General features: G+C 67.4%; 22 protein-coding genes and 1 pseudogene. 13 read left to right on the forward strand and 10 right to left on the reverse strand.

Features of this window, described 5'->3' with window-relative positions; all coding sequences use genetic code 11:
* Positions 1–59: 59 nt before the first annotated feature.
* On the reverse strand, positions 60–1,037 hold the full coding sequence (gene xerD, locus ABE434_RS07180; RefSeq protein ID WP_346478340.1) for a site-specific tyrosine recombinase XerD: 978 nt from the start codon (positions 1,035–1,037) through the stop codon (positions 60–62).
* A gap of 59 nt (positions 1,038–1,096) precedes the next feature.
* On the opposite strand from xerD, the gene ABE434_RS07185 reads away from it, so the two are divergent.
* Positions 1,097–1,585, forward strand: a complete 489-nt coding sequence (locus ABE434_RS07185; protein ID WP_346478341.1) for an RDD family protein — start codon at positions 1,097–1,099, stop codon at positions 1,583–1,585.
* A 679-nt stretch (positions 1,586–2,264) separates the two neighbouring features.
* Here ABE434_RS07185 and lptG read toward each other — a convergent pair.
* Both lptG and lptF read right to left on the reverse strand, forming a co-directional pair.
* Positions 2,265–3,374, reverse strand: coding sequence for an LPS export ABC transporter permease LptG (gene lptG / locus ABE434_RS07190; protein WP_346478342.1), 1,110 nt, complete (start codon positions 3,372–3,374; stop codon positions 2,265–2,267).
* Positions 3,371–4,450, reverse strand: a complete 1,080-nt coding sequence (lptF, locus tag ABE434_RS07195; RefSeq protein ID WP_346478343.1) for an LPS export ABC transporter permease LptF — start codon at positions 4,448–4,450, stop codon at positions 3,371–3,373. Before lptF ends, lptG begins: the two co-directional genes overlap by 4 nt.
* 104 nt (positions 4,451–4,554) lie before the next feature.
* On the opposite strand from lptF, the gene ABE434_RS07200 reads away from it, so the two are divergent.
* The 5 genes from ABE434_RS07200 to ABE434_RS07220 all read left to right on the forward strand — a co-directional run bounded on the left by ABE434_RS07200 (position 4,555) and on the right by ABE434_RS07220 (position 10,533).
* Positions 4,555–6,033 (forward strand): leucyl aminopeptidase, encoded by a 1,479-nt coding sequence (locus ABE434_RS07200; RefSeq protein ID WP_346478344.1) that lies wholly within the window; start codon positions 4,555–4,557, stop codon positions 6,031–6,033.
* A gap of 85 nt (positions 6,034–6,118) precedes the next feature.
* The gene (locus ABE434_RS07205; protein ID WP_019182556.1) at positions 6,119–6,544 is read left to right on the forward strand and encodes a DNA polymerase III subunit chi; all 426 of its coding nucleotides are present in this window, start codon (positions 6,119–6,121) and stop codon (positions 6,542–6,544) included.
* A 45-nt stretch (positions 6,545–6,589) separates the two neighbouring features.
* On the forward strand, positions 6,590–6,796 hold the full coding sequence (locus ABE434_RS07210; protein WP_346478345.1) for a YqaE/Pmp3 family membrane protein: 207 nt from the start codon (positions 6,590–6,592) through the stop codon (positions 6,794–6,796).
* A 43-nt stretch (positions 6,797–6,839) separates the two neighbouring features.
* Entirely contained in the window at positions 6,840–9,608 is a 2,769-nt protein-coding gene (locus ABE434_RS07215) for a valine--tRNA ligase (protein ID WP_346478346.1), read from the forward strand.
* A 100-nt stretch (positions 9,609–9,708) separates the two neighbouring features.
* Entirely contained in the window at positions 9,709–10,533 is an 825-nt protein-coding gene (locus ABE434_RS07220; protein WP_346478347.1) for a DMT family transporter, read from the forward strand.
* Between the two features lie 97 nt (positions 10,534–10,630).
* Here ABE434_RS07220 and rimI read toward each other — a convergent pair whose 3' ends face one another.
* The 3 genes from rimI to pssA are packed head-to-tail and all read right to left on the reverse strand — an operon-like array spanning position 10,631 to position 12,383.
* On the reverse strand, positions 10,631–11,128 hold the full coding sequence (rimI, locus tag ABE434_RS07225) for a ribosomal protein S18-alanine N-acetyltransferase (RefSeq protein WP_176991052.1): 498 nt from the start codon (positions 11,126–11,128) through the stop codon (positions 10,631–10,633).
* A complete protein-coding gene (locus ABE434_RS07230) occupies positions 11,125–11,607 on the reverse strand; it encodes a hypothetical protein (protein WP_346478348.1) in 483 nt (160 codons plus the stop codon). The genes rimI and ABE434_RS07230 overlap by 4 nt, the downstream gene beginning before the upstream one ends.
* The gene (pssA, locus tag ABE434_RS07235) at positions 11,604–12,383 is read right to left on the reverse strand and encodes a CDP-diacylglycerol--serine O-phosphatidyltransferase (protein WP_176991050.1); all 780 of its coding nucleotides are present in this window, start codon (positions 12,381–12,383) and stop codon (positions 11,604–11,606) included. The genes ABE434_RS07230 and pssA overlap by 4 nt, the downstream gene beginning before the upstream one ends.
* Positions 12,384–12,455: 72 nt before the next feature.
* Here pssA and ABE434_RS07240 point away from each other — a divergent pair, with 72 nt between their 5' ends.
* From ABE434_RS07240 to ABE434_RS07250, 3 genes and pseudogenes are all read left to right on the forward strand, one after another.
* Complete coding sequence (locus ABE434_RS07240) at positions 12,456–12,830, forward strand: DUF4124 domain-containing protein (protein WP_346478349.1); 375 nt, start codon at positions 12,456–12,458, stop codon at positions 12,828–12,830.
* Positions 12,831–12,930: 100 nt separating this feature from the next.
* The gene (locus ABE434_RS07245; RefSeq protein WP_346478350.1) at positions 12,931–14,622 is read left to right on the forward strand and encodes a proline--tRNA ligase; all 1,692 of its coding nucleotides are present in this window, start codon (positions 12,931–12,933) and stop codon (positions 14,620–14,622) included.
* Positions 14,623–14,776: 154 nt separating this feature from the next.
* Positions 14,777–15,151: pseudogene (locus ABE434_RS07250) on the forward strand (H-NS histone family protein); the annotation flags it as partial.
* Positions 15,152–15,241: 90 nt separating this feature from the next.
* Here ABE434_RS07250 and ABE434_RS07255 read toward each other — a convergent pair.
* Positions 15,242–16,501, reverse strand: coding sequence for a threonine/serine exporter family protein (locus ABE434_RS07255; protein ID WP_088432072.1), 1,260 nt, complete (start codon positions 16,499–16,501; stop codon positions 15,242–15,244).
* A gap of 159 nt (positions 16,502–16,660) precedes the next feature.
* On the opposite strand from ABE434_RS07255, the gene ABE434_RS07260 reads away from it, so the two are divergent.
* From ABE434_RS07260 to ABE434_RS07275, 4 genes are read left to right on the forward strand one after another with little or no spacing between them, the layout of a single operon-like run.
* Positions 16,661–17,773, forward strand: coding sequence for an ABC transporter permease (locus ABE434_RS07260; RefSeq protein ID WP_346478351.1), 1,113 nt, complete (start codon positions 16,661–16,663; stop codon positions 17,771–17,773).
* A gap of 3 nt (positions 17,774–17,776) precedes the next feature.
* Positions 17,777–18,604, forward strand: a complete 828-nt coding sequence (locus tag ABE434_RS07265) for an ABC transporter ATP-binding protein (RefSeq protein ID WP_176991045.1) — start codon at positions 17,777–17,779, stop codon at positions 18,602–18,604.
* A 3-nt stretch (positions 18,605–18,607) separates the two neighbouring features.
* Positions 18,608–19,534 (forward strand): MlaD family protein, encoded by a 927-nt coding sequence (locus ABE434_RS07270; RefSeq protein ID WP_176991044.1) that lies wholly within the window; start codon positions 18,608–18,610, stop codon positions 19,532–19,534.
* Entirely contained in the window at positions 19,531–20,190 is a 660-nt protein-coding gene (locus tag ABE434_RS07275; RefSeq protein ID WP_346478352.1) for an ABC-type transport auxiliary lipoprotein family protein, read from the forward strand. Before ABE434_RS07270 ends, ABE434_RS07275 begins: the two co-directional genes overlap by 4 nt.
* On the opposite strand, the gene ABE434_RS07280 is transcribed toward ABE434_RS07275, so the two are convergent.
* Genes ABE434_RS07280 through ABE434_RS07290 form a run of 3 tightly spaced genes read right to left on the reverse strand, consistent with a single transcriptional unit; the run spans position 20,168 to position 22,185 of the window.
* On the reverse strand, positions 20,168–20,758 hold the full coding sequence (locus tag ABE434_RS07280) for an alpha-ketoglutarate-dependent dioxygenase AlkB (RefSeq protein ID WP_346478353.1): 591 nt from the start codon (positions 20,756–20,758) through the stop codon (positions 20,168–20,170). The two genes, ABE434_RS07275 and ABE434_RS07280, sit on opposite strands and share 23 nt — an antisense overlap.
* A gap of 58 nt (positions 20,759–20,816) precedes the next feature.
* Complete coding sequence (locus tag ABE434_RS07285) at positions 20,817–21,449, reverse strand: CoA transferase subunit B (RefSeq protein ID WP_152152450.1); 633 nt, start codon at positions 21,447–21,449, stop codon at positions 20,817–20,819.
* 1 nt (position 21,450) lies between these two features.
* Positions 21,451–22,185, reverse strand: a complete 735-nt coding sequence (locus ABE434_RS07290; RefSeq protein ID WP_346478354.1) for a CoA transferase subunit A — start codon at positions 22,183–22,185, stop codon at positions 21,451–21,453.
* Positions 22,186–22,320: the final 135 nt, after the last annotated feature.

The following is a 22,320-nucleotide window of genomic DNA, read 5'->3' on the forward strand; positions in this document are numbered from 1 at the left end:
CCCGCCCCCGCAGCTGGACCGCAGTGGAACGGCGGCGCGCGCCCCGGTCCGGCGCGGCATCAGCCGCGCGGGTGGTGCTTGGCGTGCAGTTTCTGCAGGTGCTCGCGCGCGACCAGCGTGTAGATCTGGGTGGTGGACAGGGAGCTGTGGCCCAGCAGCATCTGCAGGGCCCGCAGATCGGCGCCCCGATTGAGCAGGTGCGTGGCGAAGCTGTGGCGCAGACCGTGCGGGCTGATCCGCGCCGGGTCGATCCCGGCCAGCACCGCATATTTCTTCACCAGGCCCCAGAACTGCTGGCGGCTGACCGGATGCAGGGAGGGCTCGAGGAACATCGGCACGGCGCCGTCCTGCGGGGTGGGCACGTTGCGTTTGCCGGTGAGCCGGGGGCGCGATTCGGCCAGGTAGCGCTCGAGCCAGTGCTGGGATTCTTCGCCGAGCGGGACCAGGCGTTCCTTGCTGCCCTTGCCGGTGACGCGCAGCACACCCTGGCGCAGGTTGACCGCATTGGCCGGCAGGTTGACCAGCTCACTGACGCGCAGGCCGGCGGCATACATGAGCTCGAGCATGGCGCGGTCGCGCAGGCCGAGCGGCGTGTCGATGTCGGGGCTGTCCAACAGCGCGTCGATCTGGCTTTCGGCGAGCGCCTTGGGCAGCAGGCGGGGCAGCTTGGGCGGATCGAGCAGCGCGCTGGGGTCGTCGCTGCGTTCGCCGCGGCGGACGGCATCGGCGAAGAACGCCCGCAGGGCGGAGAGCAGGCGGGCATTGCTGCGCGGCGACCAGCCATGACGGGAGCGCCAGGCGAGGTAGTCGAACAGCCCGGCACGGTCGAGGCCGGCCAGGCCCCCTGCGGCGCCATCACGCCAGCGCGCGAGGCCTTCGAGATCGCGGCGATAGCTGTCCAGGCTGGCACGCGCAAGGCCGTGTTCGGCCCAGGCGGTGTCGAGGAAGCGCTGGATGCGGACGTTGTCGTCGTCGCGCAGCTCCGGCAGGTGCTGCACGAGCTGGCGGCGCAGTGCGGGGGTGGTGGCGTCGGACATGCGGACAGCATACGGAGGCGAATGATCGGGGGCCATCGAACGTGGGCGGCGGGCCGGGTATGCTCCGGGACATGACCGATGCCCCGCTGTCGTCCACTGCTGCTGATCGTCCTGCGTCGTTGCTGCTGTGGCGCCTGCTGTCGCTGCTGTACGACGTCTTCCCGGCGCTGGCCCTGTGGATGCTGCTGGGCGCGCTGTTCGTGGCGGTCTATACGTTGAGCGGCCATGCGGAGCGCGAGAACATCGCGCCATTCAGTGCGTGGCAGTGGGCGCTGTGGGCGTGCTGCTGGGGCGTGACGGGGGTATACGCGACGATGAGTTGGCGTCGCGGTGGGCAGACACTGGGGATGCGGCCGTGGCGATTGCAGGTGGTGTCGCTGGACGGCACGGTGCCGACGCGCAGGCAGTTGTGGCTGCGGTATGCGGTGGGCTCGCTGTCGGTGTTGGCGGCCGGCCTGGGGTTCTGGTGGGCGCTGGTGGATCGACAGCGCCTGACCTGGCATGACCGGGCCAGCGGGACGCGGGTTGTCCGGTTGTCCAAGCGCTGAAGCTTTGAAGCTTTGAAGCTCTGATGCCTTACAGAACAACGCGAATAGCAGCGTTTCCACTTTCCGTGCGTTTGCGGAGAGGCGCAACCCATTTCTGGGCCCGCCGCAAGTACGTCCATGTAGGCTCGTAGTGCGCCATCCATGGCGCACTACGGCCCTGAAATGGGCTGCGCCTCTCCGCATTGATAGATCGCGAAGTGCGGTTGGTGAAAGCGGTTTTTTTTTGCGTGGCTGACGTTTTGCACTGAATACCAGCTCTCGCGATCGAGACGCCTTAAGAAGCGCAATCTTCATCGCGAAGTCGAACCTTCGCTCAGTCGCTCAGTCGCTCAGTCGCTCAGTCGCCAAGATTCAATGCGAACAGCGGCACTTCGCCAACCCATCAGAATGGTAGAGCCGGGCCATGTCCGGCTGCTCTCCCTCCCCCACCAGCACACTGTCGGAGGTGCGGCGGGATTGCCAGGCCGGGACCGTGTGCGGCCAGGGCTGGCGGCACACCAGCCTACATGGACGTACTTGCGGCGGGTGCCGGGAAGGCAAGCCCGTCGCGCCGAGCCGGAGAGAACATGGTGGCCGCTCTGGCTTCGGCCTTTGGCCTTTGGCTGTTTCAGCGTTTGGCGTTTGGCGTTTGGCGGTTGGCGGTTGATGCCTGGTGATGCCTGGCGCTCGAGCAGAGGAATCAGCCCGACTTCCGCCGGAACAACAACCCGGATACCACCATCATCACGATCGGCGGCAACGCATACGCAATCCGGTAATCGAACTTCAGCGCACCGGCCATGCGGCCGAAGAACAACTGCAGCAACCAGAAGCCCAGCGCGAACAGAATGCCCAGGAACAAGCGCTTGCCCATCCCACCGCTGCGCAGCGAACCGAACGCGAACGGCACCGCCGCCAGGCACAGCGCCAGCACATTGATCGGATAGAACCAGCGGCTCCAGTAAACATCCTCGTAATCGCGCGCATCCAGCCCATTGCGCTTGCGGTACTCGATACTGGTGCGCAGATCCATCGCCGTCAGGTTGCGCGGCTTGGAAATGCCGCTCGCCAATGCCGCCGCGTCCAAGCGTGAATTCCACGGCTCGGACTCGACCGTCTGGCGGGTGGCGGAACGCTCACCGAACGTATCGCGGCGCACCTTGTTCAACACCCAGCCGTCGGCACCATGCTCGGCGGTGGTCGCATACGTCAACGAGGCCAGGCGACCGTCCTCGGCGATCTTGTACAGACGCACATCGTGCAGGATCAGGCGCGTACCGCCGCCGGCCTGCAACTGCTCGTCGCCGCTCTGGGCATTGAGGAACGTGTCGCCTTCGCGCGCCCACACGCCCGAATAGCGGGCCGCGCTGAGGCTGCTGCCCCACTTCGCGCTGGCCTTGATCTCGTCCGCCTTGCTCTGACCCCAGGGGCCCAGCGTTTCGCCGCTGAACACCATCACCGCGGTCATCAGCGACAGCGCGATCGCCACAGAGACGCTCAGGCGCTTGCGCGACAGGCCCAGCGCGCGCAGTGCGGTGAGCTCGGAGGTGGCGGCCAGCTGGCCCAGGCCCATCAGCGCGCCGATCACGGCGGCGGTCGGGAAGAAGGTGTAGGCGCGGCGCGGCACGGTGTAGAGCACCCAGGCAGCGGCGTGGCCGAGCGTGTAGCTGCCCTTGCCGACGTCCTTGAACTCGCCGGAGAAGGCCATCACCACGTCCAGGCCGACCAGGACGGCCCAGGTCAAGAGGACGGTGCCGAACACGGCACGGCCCAGATACAGATCGAACCGCATGGGGCGCAACACGTTCATGCGGTCCTCCGGGGACGCGACAGTTTGCCGTCGCGGAAATACATCCACAGTGCGAGTGCCAGCAATGGCAGGGTCAGCCACCACAGGCCCGCAATGCCGGGAATCTTGCCATCGGCGATCCAGCGGGTGCCGATGAACATCATGTTCATGCCCACCATGTAGGCCAGGAAGGCCAGCATCATCCGGCCGTAGCGCTGCTGGCGCGGCGAACTGCGGGCCAGCGGCAGGGTCATCAGGGCGAAGGCCAGGGCGATCAGCGGCGGGGCGATGCGCGAGTGCAGCTGGGCCTGCGCCTCGGGGCGCTCATCGCCGAACAGCTGCGTGGTGGGCAGCAGCTCCGGATCGTCGTCTTTGCGCGTTTCGGCACCGTCGGGCATGGCCACGTCGTTGCGGGCGAAGGTCATCAGCTTGTAGTCCAGGGCGCCATGGACCGGGCCCTGGACCTGATGACCGTCATCGAGTTCGAGGTAGCGCTGCTTGGCCCCTTCAAAGTACATCCGCCCACGGTCGGCCGAGATCACTTCCAGGCTGTCCTCCTTCTGGCGCTGCATGAAGACCTTGCCCAGCTGGGTGCCGTCCGGGGAGACCGAAGACAGGTAGACCACGCCGCCATTGGGCAGGGAGGTGAACTTGCCCGCCTCCAGCCCGGCCATGACCACGCTGCGGTTGGCCTCGTCGATCATGGTCTCGCCGGTGCGGTCGGCCCAGGGGCCCAGCCACAGCGAGCACAGGGCGATCAGCCCGACCACCGGCACCACCAGCATCAGCAGCGGGCGCAGCAGGCGCCTGGGGCCGACGCCGATGGCGGTGATGACCGCCATTTCCGAGTCCCGGTAGAGCCGGGCCGTGGCCAGCAGCAGGCCCAGCATCAGCGCCAGCGGCAGGATCAGCGGCATATAGACGATGAACTGCAGGCCCAGCTGTGAGAACAGCAGGCGGGCAGGCAGGCGGCCGTCGGCGATGTTGCCGAGGATGTCCACCAGGACACCACCGACGCTCACCACCAGCAACACGATCAGGGTGGCCAGGAAACTCTGGACGAAATCACGCAGGAGATAGCGATCGAGCTTCGACATGGGGCGGTGGTTTAAACTCTCGGATTCGTTCGCGGTGCTGCCCAGTCTACTGACGGGACGTAAACAGCTCGCGATTGTACGGATTTGCCAACGGAATCTGATCAATGGCCCTGGAATTCACCCTGAACCACGCAGCGCCGGCCTCGGCCGAGTGCGATTGCGTCATCGTCGGCGCCTATGCCGACCAGACCCTGAGCCCGGCGGCACAGGCCCTGGACACCGCGTCCGGTGGCCGCCTGTCGGCCCTGATCGCCCGCGGCGACGTGGGCGGCAAGACCGGCAACACGACCCTGCTGCACGATCTGCCCGGCGTCACCGCAGCGCGCGTGCTGGTGGTCGGGCTGGGCGAGCCGGCCAAATTCGGCGTGCCGCAGTACCTCAAGGCGGTCGGCGATGCCAGCCGCGCCCTGAAGAGCGGGGTCAACCACCACGCGCTGTTGACCCTGACCGAGATCGAGGTCAAGGGCCGCGATGCCGCCTGGAACATCCGCCAGGCCATCATCACCGCCGACCATGCCGCCTACCGCTACAGCGCCACGCTGGGCAAGAAGAAGGCCGACGAGCCCGGCCTGACCACGCTGGCCATCGCCGGCACCGACACCCAGGCGCTGGCCCAGGGCCAGGCCATCGCCGCCGGCGTGCAGTACGCCCGCGAGCTGGGCAACCTGCCGCCGAACGTCTGCACCCCGGCCTACCTGGCCGAGTCCTCGGTCGCGTTCGCCCAGGCCCATGACGGCGCCGAGGCGGAGATCCTGGACGAGCAGCAGATGGAAGCGCTGGGCATGGGCTCGCTGCTGGCCGTGGCCCGTGGTTCGGCCAACCGCCCGCGCCTGGTCGTGCTGAAGTGGAGCAACGGCGGCGACGCCAAGCCCTACGTGCTGGTCGGCAAGGGCATCACCTTCGATACCGGTGGCGTCAACCTGAAGACCCAGGGCGGCATCGAAGAGATGAAGTACGACATGTGCGGTGGCGCCAACGTCATCGGCACCTTCGTCGCGGCCGTGACGGCCAAGCTGCCGCTCAACCTGGTGGTGGTGGTGCCGGCGGTCGAGAACGCGATCGACGGCAACGCCTACCGCCCGTCGGACGTGATCACCTCGATGTCGGGCAAGACCATCGAAGTGGGCAACACCGACGCCGAAGGCCGCCTGATCCTGTGCGACGCCCTGACCTACGCGCAGCGCTTCGAGCCGGCCGCGCTGATCGATGTGGCCACCCTGACCGGTGCCTGCCTGGTCGCCCTGGGCCACCAGACCGCCGGCCTGATGACCAAGCACGACGACCTGGCCCACGAGCTGCTGGCCGCCGGCGAGCACGTGTTCGACCGCGCCTGGCGCCTGCCGCTGTGGGACGAGTACCAGCCGATGCTGGACTCCAGCTTCGCCGACATCTACAACATCGGCGGCCGCTGGGCCGGTGCGATCACCGCGGGCTGCTTCCTGTCGCGCTTCGCCGAAGGCCAGCGCTGGGCCCATCTGGACATCGCCGGCGTGGCCAGCGACGAAGGCAAGCGCGGCATGGCCACCGGTCGCCCGGTCGGCCTGCTGAGCCAGTGGCTGCTGGACCAGGTCGCCCGCGCCTGATGCCCTGCCCGATCGCGGCCGCCCTGCGGTGGCCGCGATCCCGCCCGGCCTGGCGCCGGGTTCCCCCTCCGCTCCAGGCCCTGCCATGTCCCGTGCTGATTTCTACCTGATCGCCAAGCCCCGCTTCCTGACCGAGCCGTTGCGCCTGGTCTGCGAACTGGCCCGCAAGGCCAACGACGCCGGGCTGTTCACCCTCGTGCTGGCGCGCGACCAGGCCCAGGCCGAGGAGCTCGACGAGCTGCTGTGGGCATTCGACAACGATGCCTATATCCCGCACCAGATCGCCGGCGAAGACATGGACGAGGAAGAGGCGCTGGTGCTGATCGCCGTTCCCGGCACCGAGGCCCCGGCCCGGCCGCTGGTGATCAACCTGCGCGACGACCCCTACCTGGCCGCCTGCGACCGCGTGCTGGAAGTGGTCCCGGCCGATCCGGAAGCGCGCGAACCGCTGCGCGAGCGCTGGCGCCAGTACAAGGCGCTGGGCTTTGACCTGAACAAGTACGACATGTAACCCGCGCGGCGCCCGTCCGGTCGCCGCCGACCCCGGAGACCCTTGATGCGCGTGTTGATCGCCCTGATCTTTCCCTGGTTCGCCTTCTTCACCCTCGGCCGCCCGATCACAGGCATCCTCAACGTCTCGAAGGTAGAGCCGACTGTCAGTCGGCTGTCCTTGTCTGGTTGGCCGCCCGCCGCGATCTGGGCCGCCTACGCGGTCTCACAGTTCCCTACCGACCAGAAGATCCGTCGCGCCTTAGGGCGCTGAGCTTCCGGCACCCCCACCTTCCGTATTCGATCCTGGTTCCCGCATGACCCAACTCGCCTCCAGCTACGACCCGAAAACCTTTGAAACCGCGTTGTACGACGCGTGGGAGAAGGCCGGCCATTTCAAGCCGTCCGGCAAGGGCGAGCCGTACACCATCCTGCTGCCGCCGCCGAACGTGACCGGCACGCTGCACATGGGCCATGCCTTCCAGCAGACCCTGATGGATGCGCTGGTGCGCTACCACCGCATGCGCGGCTACGACACGTTGTGGCAGGTGGGTACCGACCACGCCGGCATCGCCACCGAGATGGTGGTGTCGCGCAACCTGGCCCTGGCCAACACCGGCGAGACCCGCGATTCGCTGGGCCGCGACGGCTTCATCGAGAAGGTGTGGGAGTGGAAGGCGCAGTCCGGTGACACCATCGAGCGCCAGATGCGCCGCCTGGGCACCTCCAGCGACTGGTCGCGCAGCACCTTCACCATGGACCCGCAGCCGTCCGAAGCGGTGGTCGAGGCCTTCGTGCGCTGGCACGAGCAGGGCCTGATCTACCGTGGCCAGCGCCTGGTCAACTGGGATCCGGTGCTGAAGACCGCCATCTCCGATCTGGAAGTGGAGAGCGTGGAGGAAGACGGCTTCCTGTGGTCGATCAGCTACCCGCTGGCCGACGGCAGCGGCACCCTGACCGTGGCTACCACCCGCCCGGAAACCATGCTGGGCGACACCGCGGTGATGGTCCACCCGGAGGATGAGCGTTACGCGCACCTGATCGGCAAAATGGTCAAGCTGCCGCTGACCGACCGCGAGATCCCGGTGATCGCCGATGATTACGTCGACCGCGAGTTCGGTACCGGCGTGGTCAAGGTCACCCCCGCGCACGATTTCAACGATTACCAGGTCGGCCTGCGCCACGACCTGCCGATGATCAACCTGTTCACCCCGGAAGCGGCGATCAACGACAACGCCCCGGAGAAGTACCGCGGGCTGGACCGTTACGAAGCGCGCAAGGTGATCCTGGCCGAGCTGGAAGACCTCGGCATCCTGGTCGAGACCAAGGCGCACAAGCTGCAGGTACCGCGTGGTGATCGCACCCAGCAGGTGATCGAGCCGTACCTCACCGACCAGTGGTTCGTGAAGATGGACGTGCTGGCCAAGCGTGGCCTGGAGCTGGTCGAGAACGGCAGCATCCAGTTCGTGCCGGCCAACTGGATCAACACCTACCGCCACTGGATGGAGAACATCCAGGACTGGTGCATCAGCCGCCAGCTGTGGTGGGGCCACCGTATCCCGGCGTGGTTCGACGACGCGGGCAACTGCTACGTCGGCCGCGACGAAGCCGAGGCACGCGCGAAGAACGACCTTGCCGCCGATGTCGCCCTGCACCAGGACAGCGACGTGCTGGAGACCTGGTTCTCCTCGCAGCTGTGGCCGTTCTCCACCCTGGGCTGGCCGAACGAGCAGGCGATGGACGCGCGCGGTTTCGAGCGCTACCTGCCGTCGTCGGTGCTGATCACCGGGTTCGACATCATCTTCTTCTGGGTGGCCCGCATGATCATGGCCACCGACAGCTTCACCGGGAAGATCCCGTTCAAGGACGTCTACATCACCGGCCTGATCCGCGATGCGCAGGGCCAGAAGATGTCCAAGTCCAAGGGCAACGTGCTGGATCCGCTGGACATCATCGACGGCATCTCCATCGAGGACCTGGTTGCCAAGCGCACCACCGGCCTGATGAAGCCCAAGGACGCGCCGAAGATCGAGAAGGCGACGCGCCGCGAATTCCCCGAGGGCATCATCGCCCACGGTGCCGACGCGCTGCGCTTCACCATCGCCGCGCTGGCCACCCACGGCCGCGACATCAAGTTCGACATGAACCGCGCCGAGGGTTACAAGAACTTCTGCAACAAGCTGTGGAACGCCAGCCGCTTCACCCTGATGAACACCGAGGGCAGCAGCTTCACCGGGGTGCCGCAGCCGCGCACCGATGCCGAGCGCTGGATCCTCGCGCGCCTGGCCGCGGTCTCGGCCGAAGCGCAGACGCATTACGCCAACTACCGCTTCGACCTGCTGGCGCAGTGCCTGTACGAATTCGCCTGGAACGAGTTCTGCGACTGGTTCCTGGAACTGACCAAGCCGGCCCTCAACGGTGCCGACGCGGACGATGCCGACAGCACCCGCCACACCCTGCTGTACGTGCTGGAAGCGCTGCTGCGCCTGCTGCACCCGCTGACCCCGTTCGTCACCGAGCAGCTGTGGCGCCAGGTCGCTCCGCGCCTGGGCATCACCGATGACACCATTTCGCTGCGGCCGTACCCGACCGCCGAGGAGTTCGCCGGTGATTTCGCCCGCGCCGAAGCCGATGTGGAATGGCTGAAGTCGATGGTCAACGCCCTGCGCCGCGTGCGCAGCGAGTTGAACGTGCCGCCGTCCAAGCTGGTGCCGCTGCTGCTGCAGGGTGGCAACGACGATGACCGCGCGCGCATGACCCGCTTCACCTCCTCGCTGTCGTTCCTGCTCAAGCTGGAGCGCATCGAGTGGCTGGCCAACGGCAGCGACACGCCGCCGGCCGCCGCCGCGATCGTGGGCGATCTCACCCTGCTGGTGCCGCTGGAGGGCCTGGTCGATCTGGGCGCCGAACGCGCACGCCTGGACAAGGAAATCACCCGGGTGGAATCGGAAAAGGACAAGAGCGAGACCAAGCTGTCCAAGTTCACCGACAAGGTGCCGGCGGCGGTGGTCGAACAGGAGCGCGTGCGCCTGGTCGAGTGGACCGCCCAGCTGGCGGGTCTGCGTTCGCAGCGCGCGAAGCTGTAAGCGCATGGGCGGCCGACCTGTCGGTCGGCCGCCTTTCAAAATGCCTGCCCATCTGCGGCATGATGCGGGTTCGTCCACGGATTGAATGACCGCCGACACGATGTCGCTGCCCCTCTTCTGCATCGTGCTGTTCGCCGCCCTGCTGCATGCCAGCTGGAACGCGATCGTCAAACGCGGCACCGACACGCTGCTGACCACGATCCTGGTCACCGGTTCGGCGGCGGTGATCGCCGCGATCGGCCTGCCCTTCCTGCCCGCGCCTGCGGCGCAGAGCTGGCCCTGGCTGGCCGCCTCGACCCTGCTCCAGGTGGGGTATTACGTGCTGGTGGCACGCACCTACCAGCTCACCGACATGAGCGCGTCGTACCCGCTGATGCGCGGCTGCGCGCCGATCCTGGTCGCCCTGGTCAGCACGCTGTTCCTTGGCGAGCGCCTGGCGTGGATCGCTTGGGCCGGCATCGCGCTGATCTGCCTGGGCATCCTGTGCATGACGCGCGGCCTCCCGCGGCAGCACGCGTGGCTGCCACTGCTCAATGCCGGGGTCATCGCCACCTATACGCTGGTCGATGCCTGGGGCGCGCGCCACTCGGGCGCCGCGGTGAGTTACACCCTGTGGCTGTTCCTGCTCTCCGGCCTGCCCCTGCCCCTGTGGGCGCTGTGCACCCGCGCCGGCGCGCTGCGCGACTATGCGCGCCGCAACTGGGGCTACGGCATCGTGGGCGGGTTCGGGACATTGATCTCCTACGGCCTGGCGCTGTGGGCCATGACCGTCGCGCCGGTTGCGATGATCTCCGCGCTGCGCGAAACCTCGATCCTGTTCGGCATCCTGATCTCGGCCTGGATCCTGCACGAACGGGTCACCCGCCAGCGCTGGATCGCCGCCGGCCTGATCGTGCTCGGCGCAGTGGTGCTGCGGATCACGTAGAGCCACCCATGGGTGGCTGCTGTTCGATCCGGCCCATACCGGGTGTGGCTGTCGGAGACAGGCGCAGCCACCCATGGGGTGGCTCTACACCACGCTGTCAGAGCGGGGGCATCACCTGGATGTCGTCGTCGACCAGCTCGATGGCCATCACCAGCGCATCCTCGCGACCCTCGCGGGCCGGGTAATAACGCGGCCGGCGGCCGATCTCGTTGAACCCCTCGCTGTGGTACAGCGCCACCGCCGAGGTATTCGACGGCCGCACTTCCAGGAACACGCGGTGCGCACCGTGGTCGCGTGCCAGTTTCACCAGCGCGCGCAACAGGTGACGGCCATGACCGCGCGACTGGCACAGCGGGTCCACGCAGATGTTGAGGATATGCGCTTCATCGGCGGCGATGCTGAGCAGGCCGTAGCCCATCAGCAGGCCATCCTCTTCCATCGCCAGGCCCGGATAGCCGGCACGCAGGCAATCCTGGAAGATGCCGCGGGTCCACGGGTACGGGTAACCACGTACCTCGATGGCCATCACCGCATTGAGGTCGCTTTCGCGCAGCGCGCGCAGCGACAACGGCCGCGGCGAGCTCACCGCGCTCACGGCCGGCCCCGCTTGCGCAGCGCACGCAGCTGCGGCCACAACGCACGCTTGGCGGCGGCATTGCGGCGCAGTTCGTCCAGGTTCCAGCTGGCCATCAGGGCCTGGGTATCCGGCTCGGCCGGGTTGCAGCCGGAGGCGCGCAGCAGGGCGATCTGCAGGCGATCGGGCATCCGCACCGCGGCACGGCGGCCGCTGCCGGCGCGCGCTGGAGCGGCGGCCGACGCACCGGTCGGGGCCTGTTCTTCTACCGTACGCGGGGCATTGCACCGCACCGGTGGCGGCGCGTCCGCCGGCGGCGCCGGGCGCGGCGAACGCACCGGCGCCGGCGGCTCGGCAACCGGGGCCGCACGCAACTCGATCTCCGGCACAACCAGGGCTTCCGGCTCGACGCTGCCGTCGACGAACACCGTATAGCCCATCGCCTGCAGCCAGGACTGCTGCGCCGGCGACCACAATGGCGGCAGCGCCTGCCCGCTCACGCGTTCGGCTCGACCGTCTTGCGGGTGCGCTGCCACACCCAGTAACACGGGCCGGACAAGGCATACACCACGCCCACCGCGAACAGCACGCGCGGCATATCGATGACCATGATCGCGATGGCGATCGGTACCAGGGCCAGCGCCAGGAACGGCACACGATCCGCGCGCGGTCCCTTTTCGCCACTGCCCTTGAAGCTCCAGAAGCGGATCCGGCTGACCATCAGCAGGGCCGACACCAGGGTCACGCCGAGGGCGACATAGCGCAGCTGGTTGCCGTCCCAGCCGAGGTTCCCATCGGCGAAGGCCCAGACGAAGGACATCATCAGCCCGGCGGCGGCCGGGCTGGCCAGGCCGATGAACCAGCGCTTGTCGACCACGGTGACCTGGGTGTTGAAGCGGGCCAGGCGCAGTGCGGCGCAGGCGGCGTACAGGAAGGCGACCGCCCAGCCGACACGGCCGAGGACCGGGTCGTCGAACTTCAGCCACGACAGCGACCAGTGGTACATCACCAGGGCCGGGGCCATGCCGAAGCTGACCAGGTCGGCCAGCGAGTCGTACTGCACGCCGAATTCGCTGCTGGTGCCGGTCAGCCGGGCCACGCGGCCGTCCAGGCCGTCCATGACCGCGGCGACGAACACCGCGATGGCGGCATTGACGAAATCGCCGTTGGCCGCGGCGATGATCGCGTAGAAGCCGGCGAACAGGCCTGCGGTGGTGAACAGGTTGGGCAGCAGGTAAATGCTGCGCGAGCGCGGCGGGGGTTTCAGTTGATCCATGGGGCCAGTTTAGCTTGCCAGCACCGGCCCGGGGTGCTGCAATCGCGGCTCTGTCCCGTTCCCGGAGTTGCCATGCGTGCCCTGTCCCGTCTGAGCGCCCTGCTGCTGCTCGCCAGCGCCACGGCCGGCGCCGGCAACGTCTATAAGTGGAAAGACGCCAACGGCGTCACCCAGTATTCGGAGAAGCCGCCAACCGGGCAGAAATACGAGGCCCGCCAGGTCGAGAGCCGGGACCCGCCCCCGCGCGCGACCGCCGCCGCCCCGGCCGAGAACAAAGCCTGCACCGACGCCCGCGGCAACCTCGCCCTGCTCGACGGGCCGGGCAAGGTCCTGCAGGACACCGATGGCGACGGCAAGGCCGATACCGCGCTGACCGACGCGCAGCGCAGCGCCCAGAAGACCCTGGCCGAGACCGCCATCCAGGCCTACTGCACGCCCAAGGCCTGAGCCGCCGGCCCCGCCGCGCGGGGCCAAAAACCACCGGCAACCCCCATCGTGGCGGCCGGACTGGCAGAATATCGGCTTCTGCCGTTCAGCGAAGCCGACGATGCGCCTCTCCCAGTTCCACCTGCACACCACCAAGGAAACCCCCAGCGACGCGGAGCTGACCAGCCACCGCTTGATGCTGCGCGCGGGCATGATCCGCAAGCTGGCCTCGGGGCTGTACACCTGGTCGCCGCTGGGCCTGCGCGTGCTGCGCAAGGTCGAGCGTATCGTGCGTGAGGAAATGGAGCGTGCCGGTGCGGTGGAATTCCAGATTCCGACCATCCAGCCGAAGGAACTCTGGGAAGCCACCGGCCGCTGGGAAAAGTTCGGGCCGCAGCTGCTGAAGATCAAGGATCGCAAGGAGCAGGTGTTCTGCTACAGCCCGACCGCCGAAGAGGCCGCCGCCGATTTCGCGCGCCAGGAGCTGTCCAGCTACAAGCAGCTGCCGGTCAATTTCTTCCAGATCCAGACCAAGTTCCGCGATGAGATCCGCCCGCGCTTCGGCGTGATGCGCTCGCGCGAATTCCTGATGAAGGATGCGTATTCCTTCCACCTGCACGATGAGTGCCTGGTGCGCGAATACGAAAACATGAAGGCGGCCTACAGCCGCATCTTCACCCGCCTGGGCCTGGACTTCCGCATGGTGCAGGCCGACTCCGGCGCGATCGGTGGCGATGCCTCGCAGGAATTCCACGTGATCGCCGAGTCGGGCGAAGACGCGCTGGTGTTTTCCACCGGCTCGGAGTATGCGGCCAACATGGAAGCGGCCATCGCCGCCACGCCCGGCGAGCGTCCGGCCGCCAGCGAAACGCTGCGCAAGGTCGAGACGCCCACGCAGAAGACCTGCGAGGCCGTGGCCGCCCTGCTCGGGCTGGGCCTGGAACGCACGGTCAAATCGATCGCGATCATGAGCGAGGCCGGTTTCGTGCTGGCGCTGGTGCGCGGCGATCACGACGTCAATGAAATCAAACTGGGCAAGGTCGAAGGCCTGCAGGGCTACCGCATGGCCAGCGAGGCGGAAATCGCCACGCACCTGGGCAGCCAGCCCGGCTTCCTCGGCCCGCTCAACCCGGCCCAGCCGATCCGCATCGTGGCCGACCGCGAGGTCGCCGCACTGGCCGATTTCGTCGTCGGTGCCAATGAAGCCGGTTTCCATATCGCCGGCGTCAACTGGGGCCGTGACCTGTCCGAACCGGAAGTGGCGGACATCCGCAACGCCAAGGCCGGCGATCGCGCCGCCGATGGCGGTGAATTGAAGATCGCGCGCGGCATCGAAGTCGGCCACGTGTTCCAGCTCGGCCGCCAGTATGCGCAGGCGTTGAATGCAACCGTGCTCGACGAAAACGGCAAGGCCGCGGTATTGGCGATGGGCTGCTACGGCATCGGCATTTCGCGCATCGTCGCGGCGGCGATCGAGCAGAATCATGACGACGCCGGCATTATCTGGCCGGACGCGATGGCGCCGTGGCAGGTCGTGGTCTGCATGATCAACCCCAAGCAGGACGAGACCGTGTCGGCCACCGCCGCCGAACTGCTGGCGCAGCTGCAGGCCGCCGGCCTGGACGTGGCGCTGGATGACCGTGGCCTGCGCCCGGGCGCGATGTTCGCCGACATGGAACTGATCGGCGTGCCGCACCGGATCGTGGTCTCCGAACGCGGCGTCGCCGCCGGCACCTTCGAGTACCGCGCGCGCAGCGCGGCCGAAGCGGAGGTCCTCGACAAGGACGCACTGCTGGCGAAATTGACGAAGTAATGACAAAAGGCCGGGTGAGTAACCCGGCCTTTTTCAATGGAGGACCCGGTTTCAATATCTCCGGTTTGTTTGTGTATTTCGCAAAAGAGAATGTATGCTGTTTCCGATGCCAAGGACCGGCTCACCCTGTCCTTAATATATTGCGGAGTAGTAGATGAGCATTGACCTGAGCGGCCTGTCCGCCAAAGAGCTGGGCGCGCTGATCAAGAACGCCAAGAAGCAGCAGACCATCGTCGCCAAGCGTCCGGCGATCAGCAAGGTCCGCGCACAGCTGACCAAGCTGGCCAAGGCCCAGGGCTATTCGGTGGAAGAACTGTTCGGCGGCGCCGCACCGGCCGCACGTGGCCGCGCCGCGGGCAAGGCCACCAAGGCCCCGGCCAAGGCCGTGCGCAAGCTCGGCAAGGTTGCCCCGAAGTACCGCAACCCGGCCAACCCGAAGGAAACCTGGACCGGCCGCGGCAAGCAGCCGCGTTGGCTGGCCGCGCATACCGCCAAGGGCAAGAAGGTCGAAGAGTTCCTGATCAAGAAGTAAGCCGGTCAGTCACTGCTGCAGATGGGAACGCCGGCCTCGCGCCGGCGTTTTCGTCTCCGCCGTCCGGGCGTGCGCCGACCGGGACGGTCAGAGATTCTTGCGCGCCGGAATCAGCAGATTGCCGAACAGCAGGCCGGCCACCAGCGCCATCACCACGTTGAGCACTGTCATCAGCACGGTCTGGCCGGCACTCATGTCCTGCTGCTGGACCAGGGTCAGCACGCCGCGCAGGCTGGTGCTGCCGGGCACCAGCATGATGATGCCGGGCAGCCGGATGATCGCGCCGGGGCGCTGCGCCAGACGACCGAACAGATTGCCGGCCGCGGTCAGCAGCATCGCCGACATGAAAATGCCGGCCGGTATGCCCCAGGCCTGGCCCGCGAATTTGGAGATTGCATAGCCGGCGACCGCGGCGGCCATCACCCACGGGAAATCGCGACGGTTGGCCTTGAACAACATCGCGAAGGCGAACGCGGCCAGCAGCAGCGCGCCCCATTCGACCCAGTCGGCCTGCGGCCGCGAGGCCCGGACCAGCGGTTCCAGCCCGACGATGCCCGACAGCGTCACCGCGATCACCGCGCCCACCGTCAGTTTCAGGATCGTGGTCACCGCACCGGCAAACCGCGCCGTGCCCGAGACCCAGTGCTGGCTGGCCAGCTCGTTGACCGCATTGGTCAGCGACATCCCGGGCAGCAGCACCACCAGCGAAGCGATGATCACCGTATTGAGATTGAGCGCCCCGATGAACGAGGCCACCAGCGTCGCCACCGAGCCGGCCAGCAGCGCCGCCAAGGCCTCATTGGCTTCGCGCGTGGCCGGGCGGCGGTCGGTGTACATGCCCATGACGCCGATCAGCAGGCCGATCACCCCGGCGGTGGCGATATCCAGCCACGGCAGTTTCCACAGGCCGGCCACGCCCGCCGCGCCCAGGCTGTAGGAAAGAATGGTGCGGATCTTGCCCCAGCGGCCTGGATCCTTGTCCAGCTGGCGCAGCGCGGTATGGCCCTGCGCGATGCTCATGGTGCCGTTGGCGACCGCGTCGGTGATCTGGTCGGCGATGCTGAGTTTGTGCAGATCATTCTCGCCCGGTGCCAGCCGGATCACGCGGGTGATATCGGAGGAACCGATCGCCTTGGTCGGGTCACTGAAACTCAGGATCAGCCCGGTCGGGTTCGACCACGGCTCGCAATCCAGGTCCAGGCGTTGCGCCAGCGCGACCACCGCCGCTTCCAGCCGCTGCGCGGTGGTGCCATAGCTGTGCAGGCGCCCGGCCATTTCCGAAACGAACGCCACGCGCTGTGCGTAGGTGGCGGGTGGTGCAACGATGGTGGGGGCGTCGGCAGACATGCGCCGTAGTATTACCCGAACACGCCCCGGCCTGAAGAATCCCGGTGTCATCGTGCCGCGGCGTGCAGGCCCCGGCCTTGCCGACCGACGCGTTCAGCCCGGTCGGCGCATACGCGAGCCATGCACCCGGACAGGTTATGCTGCGCGCAGGACGCCTACATGACCTCAGACCAAGCCCCCCATCTCGAGCAGGATGCCCAGGAACCCGGCCTGATCCGGTTGTCTGGCCATTGGACATTGCGCACCGCGCTGGACGCGGCCGAAGTGCTGCGCGGCCTTCCGGAAAAAGTGACCGGTCTGGATGCCAGCGGGATCACCCTGCTCGACTCGGCCGGCGTACTGCAGCTGCTGCGTGTCGCGCACCGCGCCGACCTGGGCGAAGACGCCGTGACGTTCCGCGAGGAGCATCGCGCGCTGGTCTCGACCATCGAGGAAGTCGCCGATGACCGGCCCAAGGCCAAGCGCGACTTCGGCGTGCTGGCCGCATTGGAGCGGCTCGGTGTCAGCGTGCACGGCATGGGCCACAACATCGTGGCGCTGGCCAGTTTCCTTGGCGAGAACCTGGTCAAGGGCGCGCGCCTGATCAAGGAGCCGCGCCGCTTCCGCCTGACCGCCACGGTCGCGCAGATGGAGCAGGTCGGCCTGGATGCGGTACCGCTGGTGGCGCTGCTGTCGTATCTGGTGGGTGCGGTGATCGCGTTCCTCGGCTCGACGATCCTGCGCGACTTCGGCGCGGAGATCTACGTGGTCGAACTGGTCAGCATCGCCTTCCTGCGTGAGTTCGCGGTGCTGCTGACCGCGATCGTGCTCGCCGGCCGTACCGCCAGTGCGTTCACCGCGCAGATCGGTGCGATGAAGGCCCGCGAAGAAATCGACGCGATGAAGACACTGGGTCTGGATCCGGTCGACCTGCTGGTGTTGCCACGCTTGATCGCCCTGCTGATCACCCTGCCGCTGCTGACCTTCATCGCGATGGTCGCCGGCCTGGCCGGTGGCATCACCGTGGGCGCGTTCGATCTGGATATCCCGCCGCAGATGTACATCGCGCGGATGCACGACACCATGGAAGTGCGCAACATGCTGGTCGGTCTGTCCAAGGCGCCGGTGTTCGCGCTGGTGATCGGCCTGATCGGCTGCCTGGAAGGCCTCAAGGTCGAAGGTACCGCGCAGTCGGTCGGCGAGCGCACGACCTCCAGCGTGGTGCAGGCCATTTCGCTGGTGATCATCCTCGACGCGTTCGCCGCGCTGTGGTTCATGAAGATGGGCTGGTAACCGATGAACACCGATACCGCCCCGGCCCCTGACCGCGACGCCGCCACCGACGACGGCGAGCTGCTGATCCGCGTGCGCGGACTGACCAACCGTTTCGGCACGCAGGTCGTGCACGACGGTCTGGACCTGGACGTGCGCCGCGGCGAGATCCTCGGCGTGGTGGGCGGCTCGGGCACCGGCAAGTCGGTGCTGATGCGCAGCATCCTCGGCCTGCGCACGCCGGACGATGGCCAGATCGAGGTGCTCGGCGTCGACGCCCGCTCCAGTGATCCGGCCAACCGGCTGCATATCGAACGCAACACGGGCGTCCTGTTCCAGGATGGCGCGCTGTTCTCCTCGCTGACCGTGGGCGAGAACGTGCAGGTGCCGCTGAAGGAACATCACGGCGAACTGCCCGAGCGCTGGCATTACGAGCTGGCCCTGCTCAAGGTGAAGCTGGCCGGCCTGCCCGCCGATGCGATCAACAAGCTGCCCTCGCAGCTGTCCGGCGGCATGCGCAAACGCGCCGGCCTGGCCCGGGCGCTGGCGCTGGACCCGCCCCTGCTGTTCCTGGACGAGCCCACGGCCGGGCTGGACCCGATCGGCGCGGCCGCGTTCGACCGCCTCATCAAGACCCTGCAGGAAGCGCTGGGCCTCACTGTCTTCCTGATCACACACGATCTGGACACCCTGTATGCGATCTGTGACCGGGTGGCGGTGCTGGCCGACAAGAAGGTCATCGCCAACGCCCCGCTGCACGAGATCGAACAACTGGACCACCCGTGGATCCAGGAGTACTTCCACGGACCGCGCGCGCGTGCTGCGCGCGATGCAAAGCACGAGAGCGAGTAAGCCATGGAAACCAAAGCCAATTACGTCCTGATCGGCGCCTTCACCCTGATAGTGGGCCTGGCGCTGCTGGCCTTCGGGCTGTGGGCCGCCAAGTACTCCTCCGACCGCACCTGGACGGAATACCGCGTGGTGTTCCGCGAGGCCGTCACCGGCCTGTCGGTCGGCAGCCCGGTGCAGTACAACGGCATCGCGGTCGGCTCGATCACCGAGTTGAACCTAGTCCCGGATGATCCGCGCCAGGTGGTCGCGCGGATCCGGCTGAACTCCAATACGCCGGTCAAGACCGACACCCGCGCCAAGCTGGCGATCACCAGCCTGACCGGCCCGTCGATCATCCAGCTCAGTGGCGGCACGCCGCAGTCCGCCGCGCTGACCGCGGTCAACAAGGACCCGGCCCCGATCATCCCGACCACGCCGTCGGCGCTGCAGAACATCACCGACGTGGCCAACCGCATCGTCGAGCGCATGGACCAGGTGCTCAGCGACCGCAACGTGGCCAGCATCAATGCGACCCTGGCCAACCTGGAAACGATCAGCGGCGGCCTCGCCGACCGTGACCAGGGCACCCAGGCGCTGCTGCTCAGCGCGCGCGACGCCGCGCGCAGCCTGGATGTCACCCTCAAGAGCACCAACGGCACCATCCAGCGCCTGGACAAGAACCTCGTGCAGCAGCTGCCGCCGATCCTGGACAAGCTGGAGACCACGCTGAGCAAGCTGGATTCGGCCGCCGGCAATGCCGACTCGATCCTTGGCGAGAACCGCGCCGCGATCAACAGCTTCGCCAACGATGGCCTGGCCCAGCTCGGCCCGACCCTGACCGAACTGCGCGGCCTGATCCGCGACCTGCGCCGGGTCAGTGACCGCCTGGACAACAACCCGGCACGTTACCTGCTCGGCCGCGACGCACCCAAGGAGTTCGAACCCAAATGAGCCGCCCGACCTTCTTCCGGCCCCTGCTGCCGATCGCCCTGATCGCCGCGCTTGGCGGCTGCTCGCTGCTGGGCAGCAATGAACGCAGCGCGGTGACGATCTATTCGCCCGTGGTCCGCATCCAGGCTGATCCGGGCTGGCCGACCGTCGAGTGGCAGCTGGTGCTGGTCAAGCCCAGCGCCGCGCGCGTGGTCGACAGCCCGCGTATCAACGTGCGCCCGACCCCCTCTGAACTGGAGGTCTACAAGGGCGTCAGCTGGGCCCAGCCGGCCACCGACATGCTCGACGACGCGCTGGTGCGCGGCTTCGAGGATTCCGGCCGCATCAACGGCGTGGCCCGGGTCACCACCGGCATCCGCGCCGACTACAAGCTGGCCATGGACGTGCGCCGCTTCGAAGCCGATTACCGTGGCCAGGCCACGCCGACCGCGCTGATCGAAGTCAACGCGAAGCTGATCCACGTGATCGACCAGCGCGTCGTCGCCGATCGTACGTTCCGCCAGGAAAACCCGGTCGGCAGCACCGACGTCGCCCAGGTGACCGCCGCGCTGGAACAGGGGCTGCAGACGCTGACCACGAACGTGGTGGGCTGGACGCTGGTGACCGGCGAGCAGGATCACGCCCGCAGCGCGGTCATCCCTGCCCGGGTGCGGTAATCCAGCGGAACGTGAGATTCAGGCGCTCGGCCAGCAGCCGCGCGCTCTTCGGCAGGGAATGCTGATAATGGCGCTGGGTCTGCCCGCCCATCACCAGCAGATCGCCGTGGTCGAGCAGCACCTCGGCCTTCTTCGCATGGTCGTCCCGACGGCGCAGCAGGAACCGCCGCGGCGCGCCCAGGCTCACTGACGCGATCACCGGCGCCGGTCCCAGCTCGGGTTCGTTGTCGCTGTGCCAGCCCATGCCGTCATCGCCATCGCGGTAGCGGTTGAGCAGCACGCTGTTGAACGCATGGCCGCAGAAAGCGGTCAACTGATCGCGCAGCGGCAGCAGCGCCGGATGCCAGGGCTGCGGCACGAACTCGGTACCGGAATAGCGGTAGCGCGCGGCCGGGTCGCCCATCCAGCAGCTCAGGCGCGGGGAGTCGACCTGGCGGCCGAACATCCGGATCCTGTGCACCTCCCACGGGACGTCGTCGCGGAGCGTGCGCTGGAGGCTGTCCGCAGCGTCGCGGGGCAGCCAGTGGCGGTGCCAACGTACTTCAGCGTCGCGCAGGTGCAGGTCCATGGAATCCTCGGCAGCCCGCGTGGTGCCCGTCCGACGGACACCACGGTGGCACCAGCGATCAGGCCTGGCCGAAGGCCACGCCGGTTTTTTCCTTCAGCTCATCGATGCCCACGCCCGGGGCCGCCTCGACCAGCACCAGCCCCTTGTCGGTGACATCGAACACGGCCAGCTCGGTGATGATCCGATCGACCACGCCCACCCCGGTCAGCGGCAGCGTGCACTCGGGCAGGATCTTGTGCTCACCGCTCTTGGCGGTGTGCTCCATCAGCACCACCACGCGCTGCACGCCGGCGACCAGGTCCATCGCCCCGCCCATGCCCTTGACCATCTTGCCCGGCACCATCCAGTTCGCGAGATCGCCCTTGTCGGTGACCTGCATCGCGCCGAGGATGGCCAGGTTGATGTGGCCGCCGCGGATCATCGCGAAGCTGTCGTGACTGCCGAAGTAGCTGGCGCCCGCGCGTGCGGTCACCGTCTGCTTGCCGGCATTGATCAGGTCGGCATCCACTTCGGCCTCGGTCGGGAACGGGCCGATGCCGAGCAGGCCATTCTCGGACTGCAGCCACACATCCACGCCGTCGGGAATGTGGTTGGCGACCAGGGTCGGCAGGCCGATGCCCAGGTTCACGTAGGCGCCGTCGGTCAGTTCGCGCGCGGCGCGCTGTGCCATTTCATCGCGGGTCCAGGCCATCTCAGTTCGCCTCCTGGCGCACGGTACGCTGTTCGATACGCTTCTCGGGATGCGGGTTGTGCACGATGCGGTGCACGTAGATGCCCGGCAGGTGGACCTGGTCCGGATCGATACTGCCCACCGGCACCACCTCTTCCACTTCCACGATGGACAGTTTGCCGGCCATCGCGCAGGCCGGGTTGAAGTTGCGCGCGGTCTTGCGGAACACCAGGTTGCCGGCCTCGTCGGCCTTCCACGCCTTGACCAGCGCTACGTCGGCGCGCAGCGCGGTCTCCATCACGTAGTGCTTGCCATCGAATTCGCGGGTTTCCTTGCCGTCGGCCACCACCGTACCGTAGCCGGTCGCGGTGAAGAAGGCTGGAATGCCCGCACCACCGGCACGCAGGCGCTCGGCCAGGGTGCCCTGCGGGTTGAATTCCAGCTCCAGCTCGCCGGCCAGGTACTGGCGTTCGAATTCCTTGTTCTCGCCCACGTAGGACGAGATCATTTTCCGGATCTGCCGGGTCGCCAGCAGCTGGCCTAGACCGAAGCCATCCACGCCGGCATTGTTGGAAATCACGGTCAGATCCTTGGCACCGGTATCGCGCAGCGCGGCGATCAGGGCCTCGGGAATACCGCACAGGCCGAACCCGCCAACCGCCAGGGTCTGGCCATCGGCGATGGCACCTTGCAGCGCCTCGGCCGCACTGGCGTACTGCTTGCCACGTCGCCCGGCGTTGTCTGGGGACTTGCTCATCTACGCCCTCACCTCGTTGATGGAAGCGGGCATTGTAGCCATTGCACGGGGGTTTCCCCGGTTTAAGGCAGACGGTTCAGGCCGGGATCCGGCTGAAAACGATTCCCATACACGGCAGCGGCTAGACTACTGCGC

Origin of the sequence: Stenotrophomonas sp. TWI1183 (assembly GCF_039673115.1) — a bacterium.
GTDB classification, from domain to species: domain Bacteria; phylum Pseudomonadota; class Gammaproteobacteria; order Xanthomonadales; family Xanthomonadaceae; genus Stenotrophomonas; species Stenotrophomonas maltophilia_AA.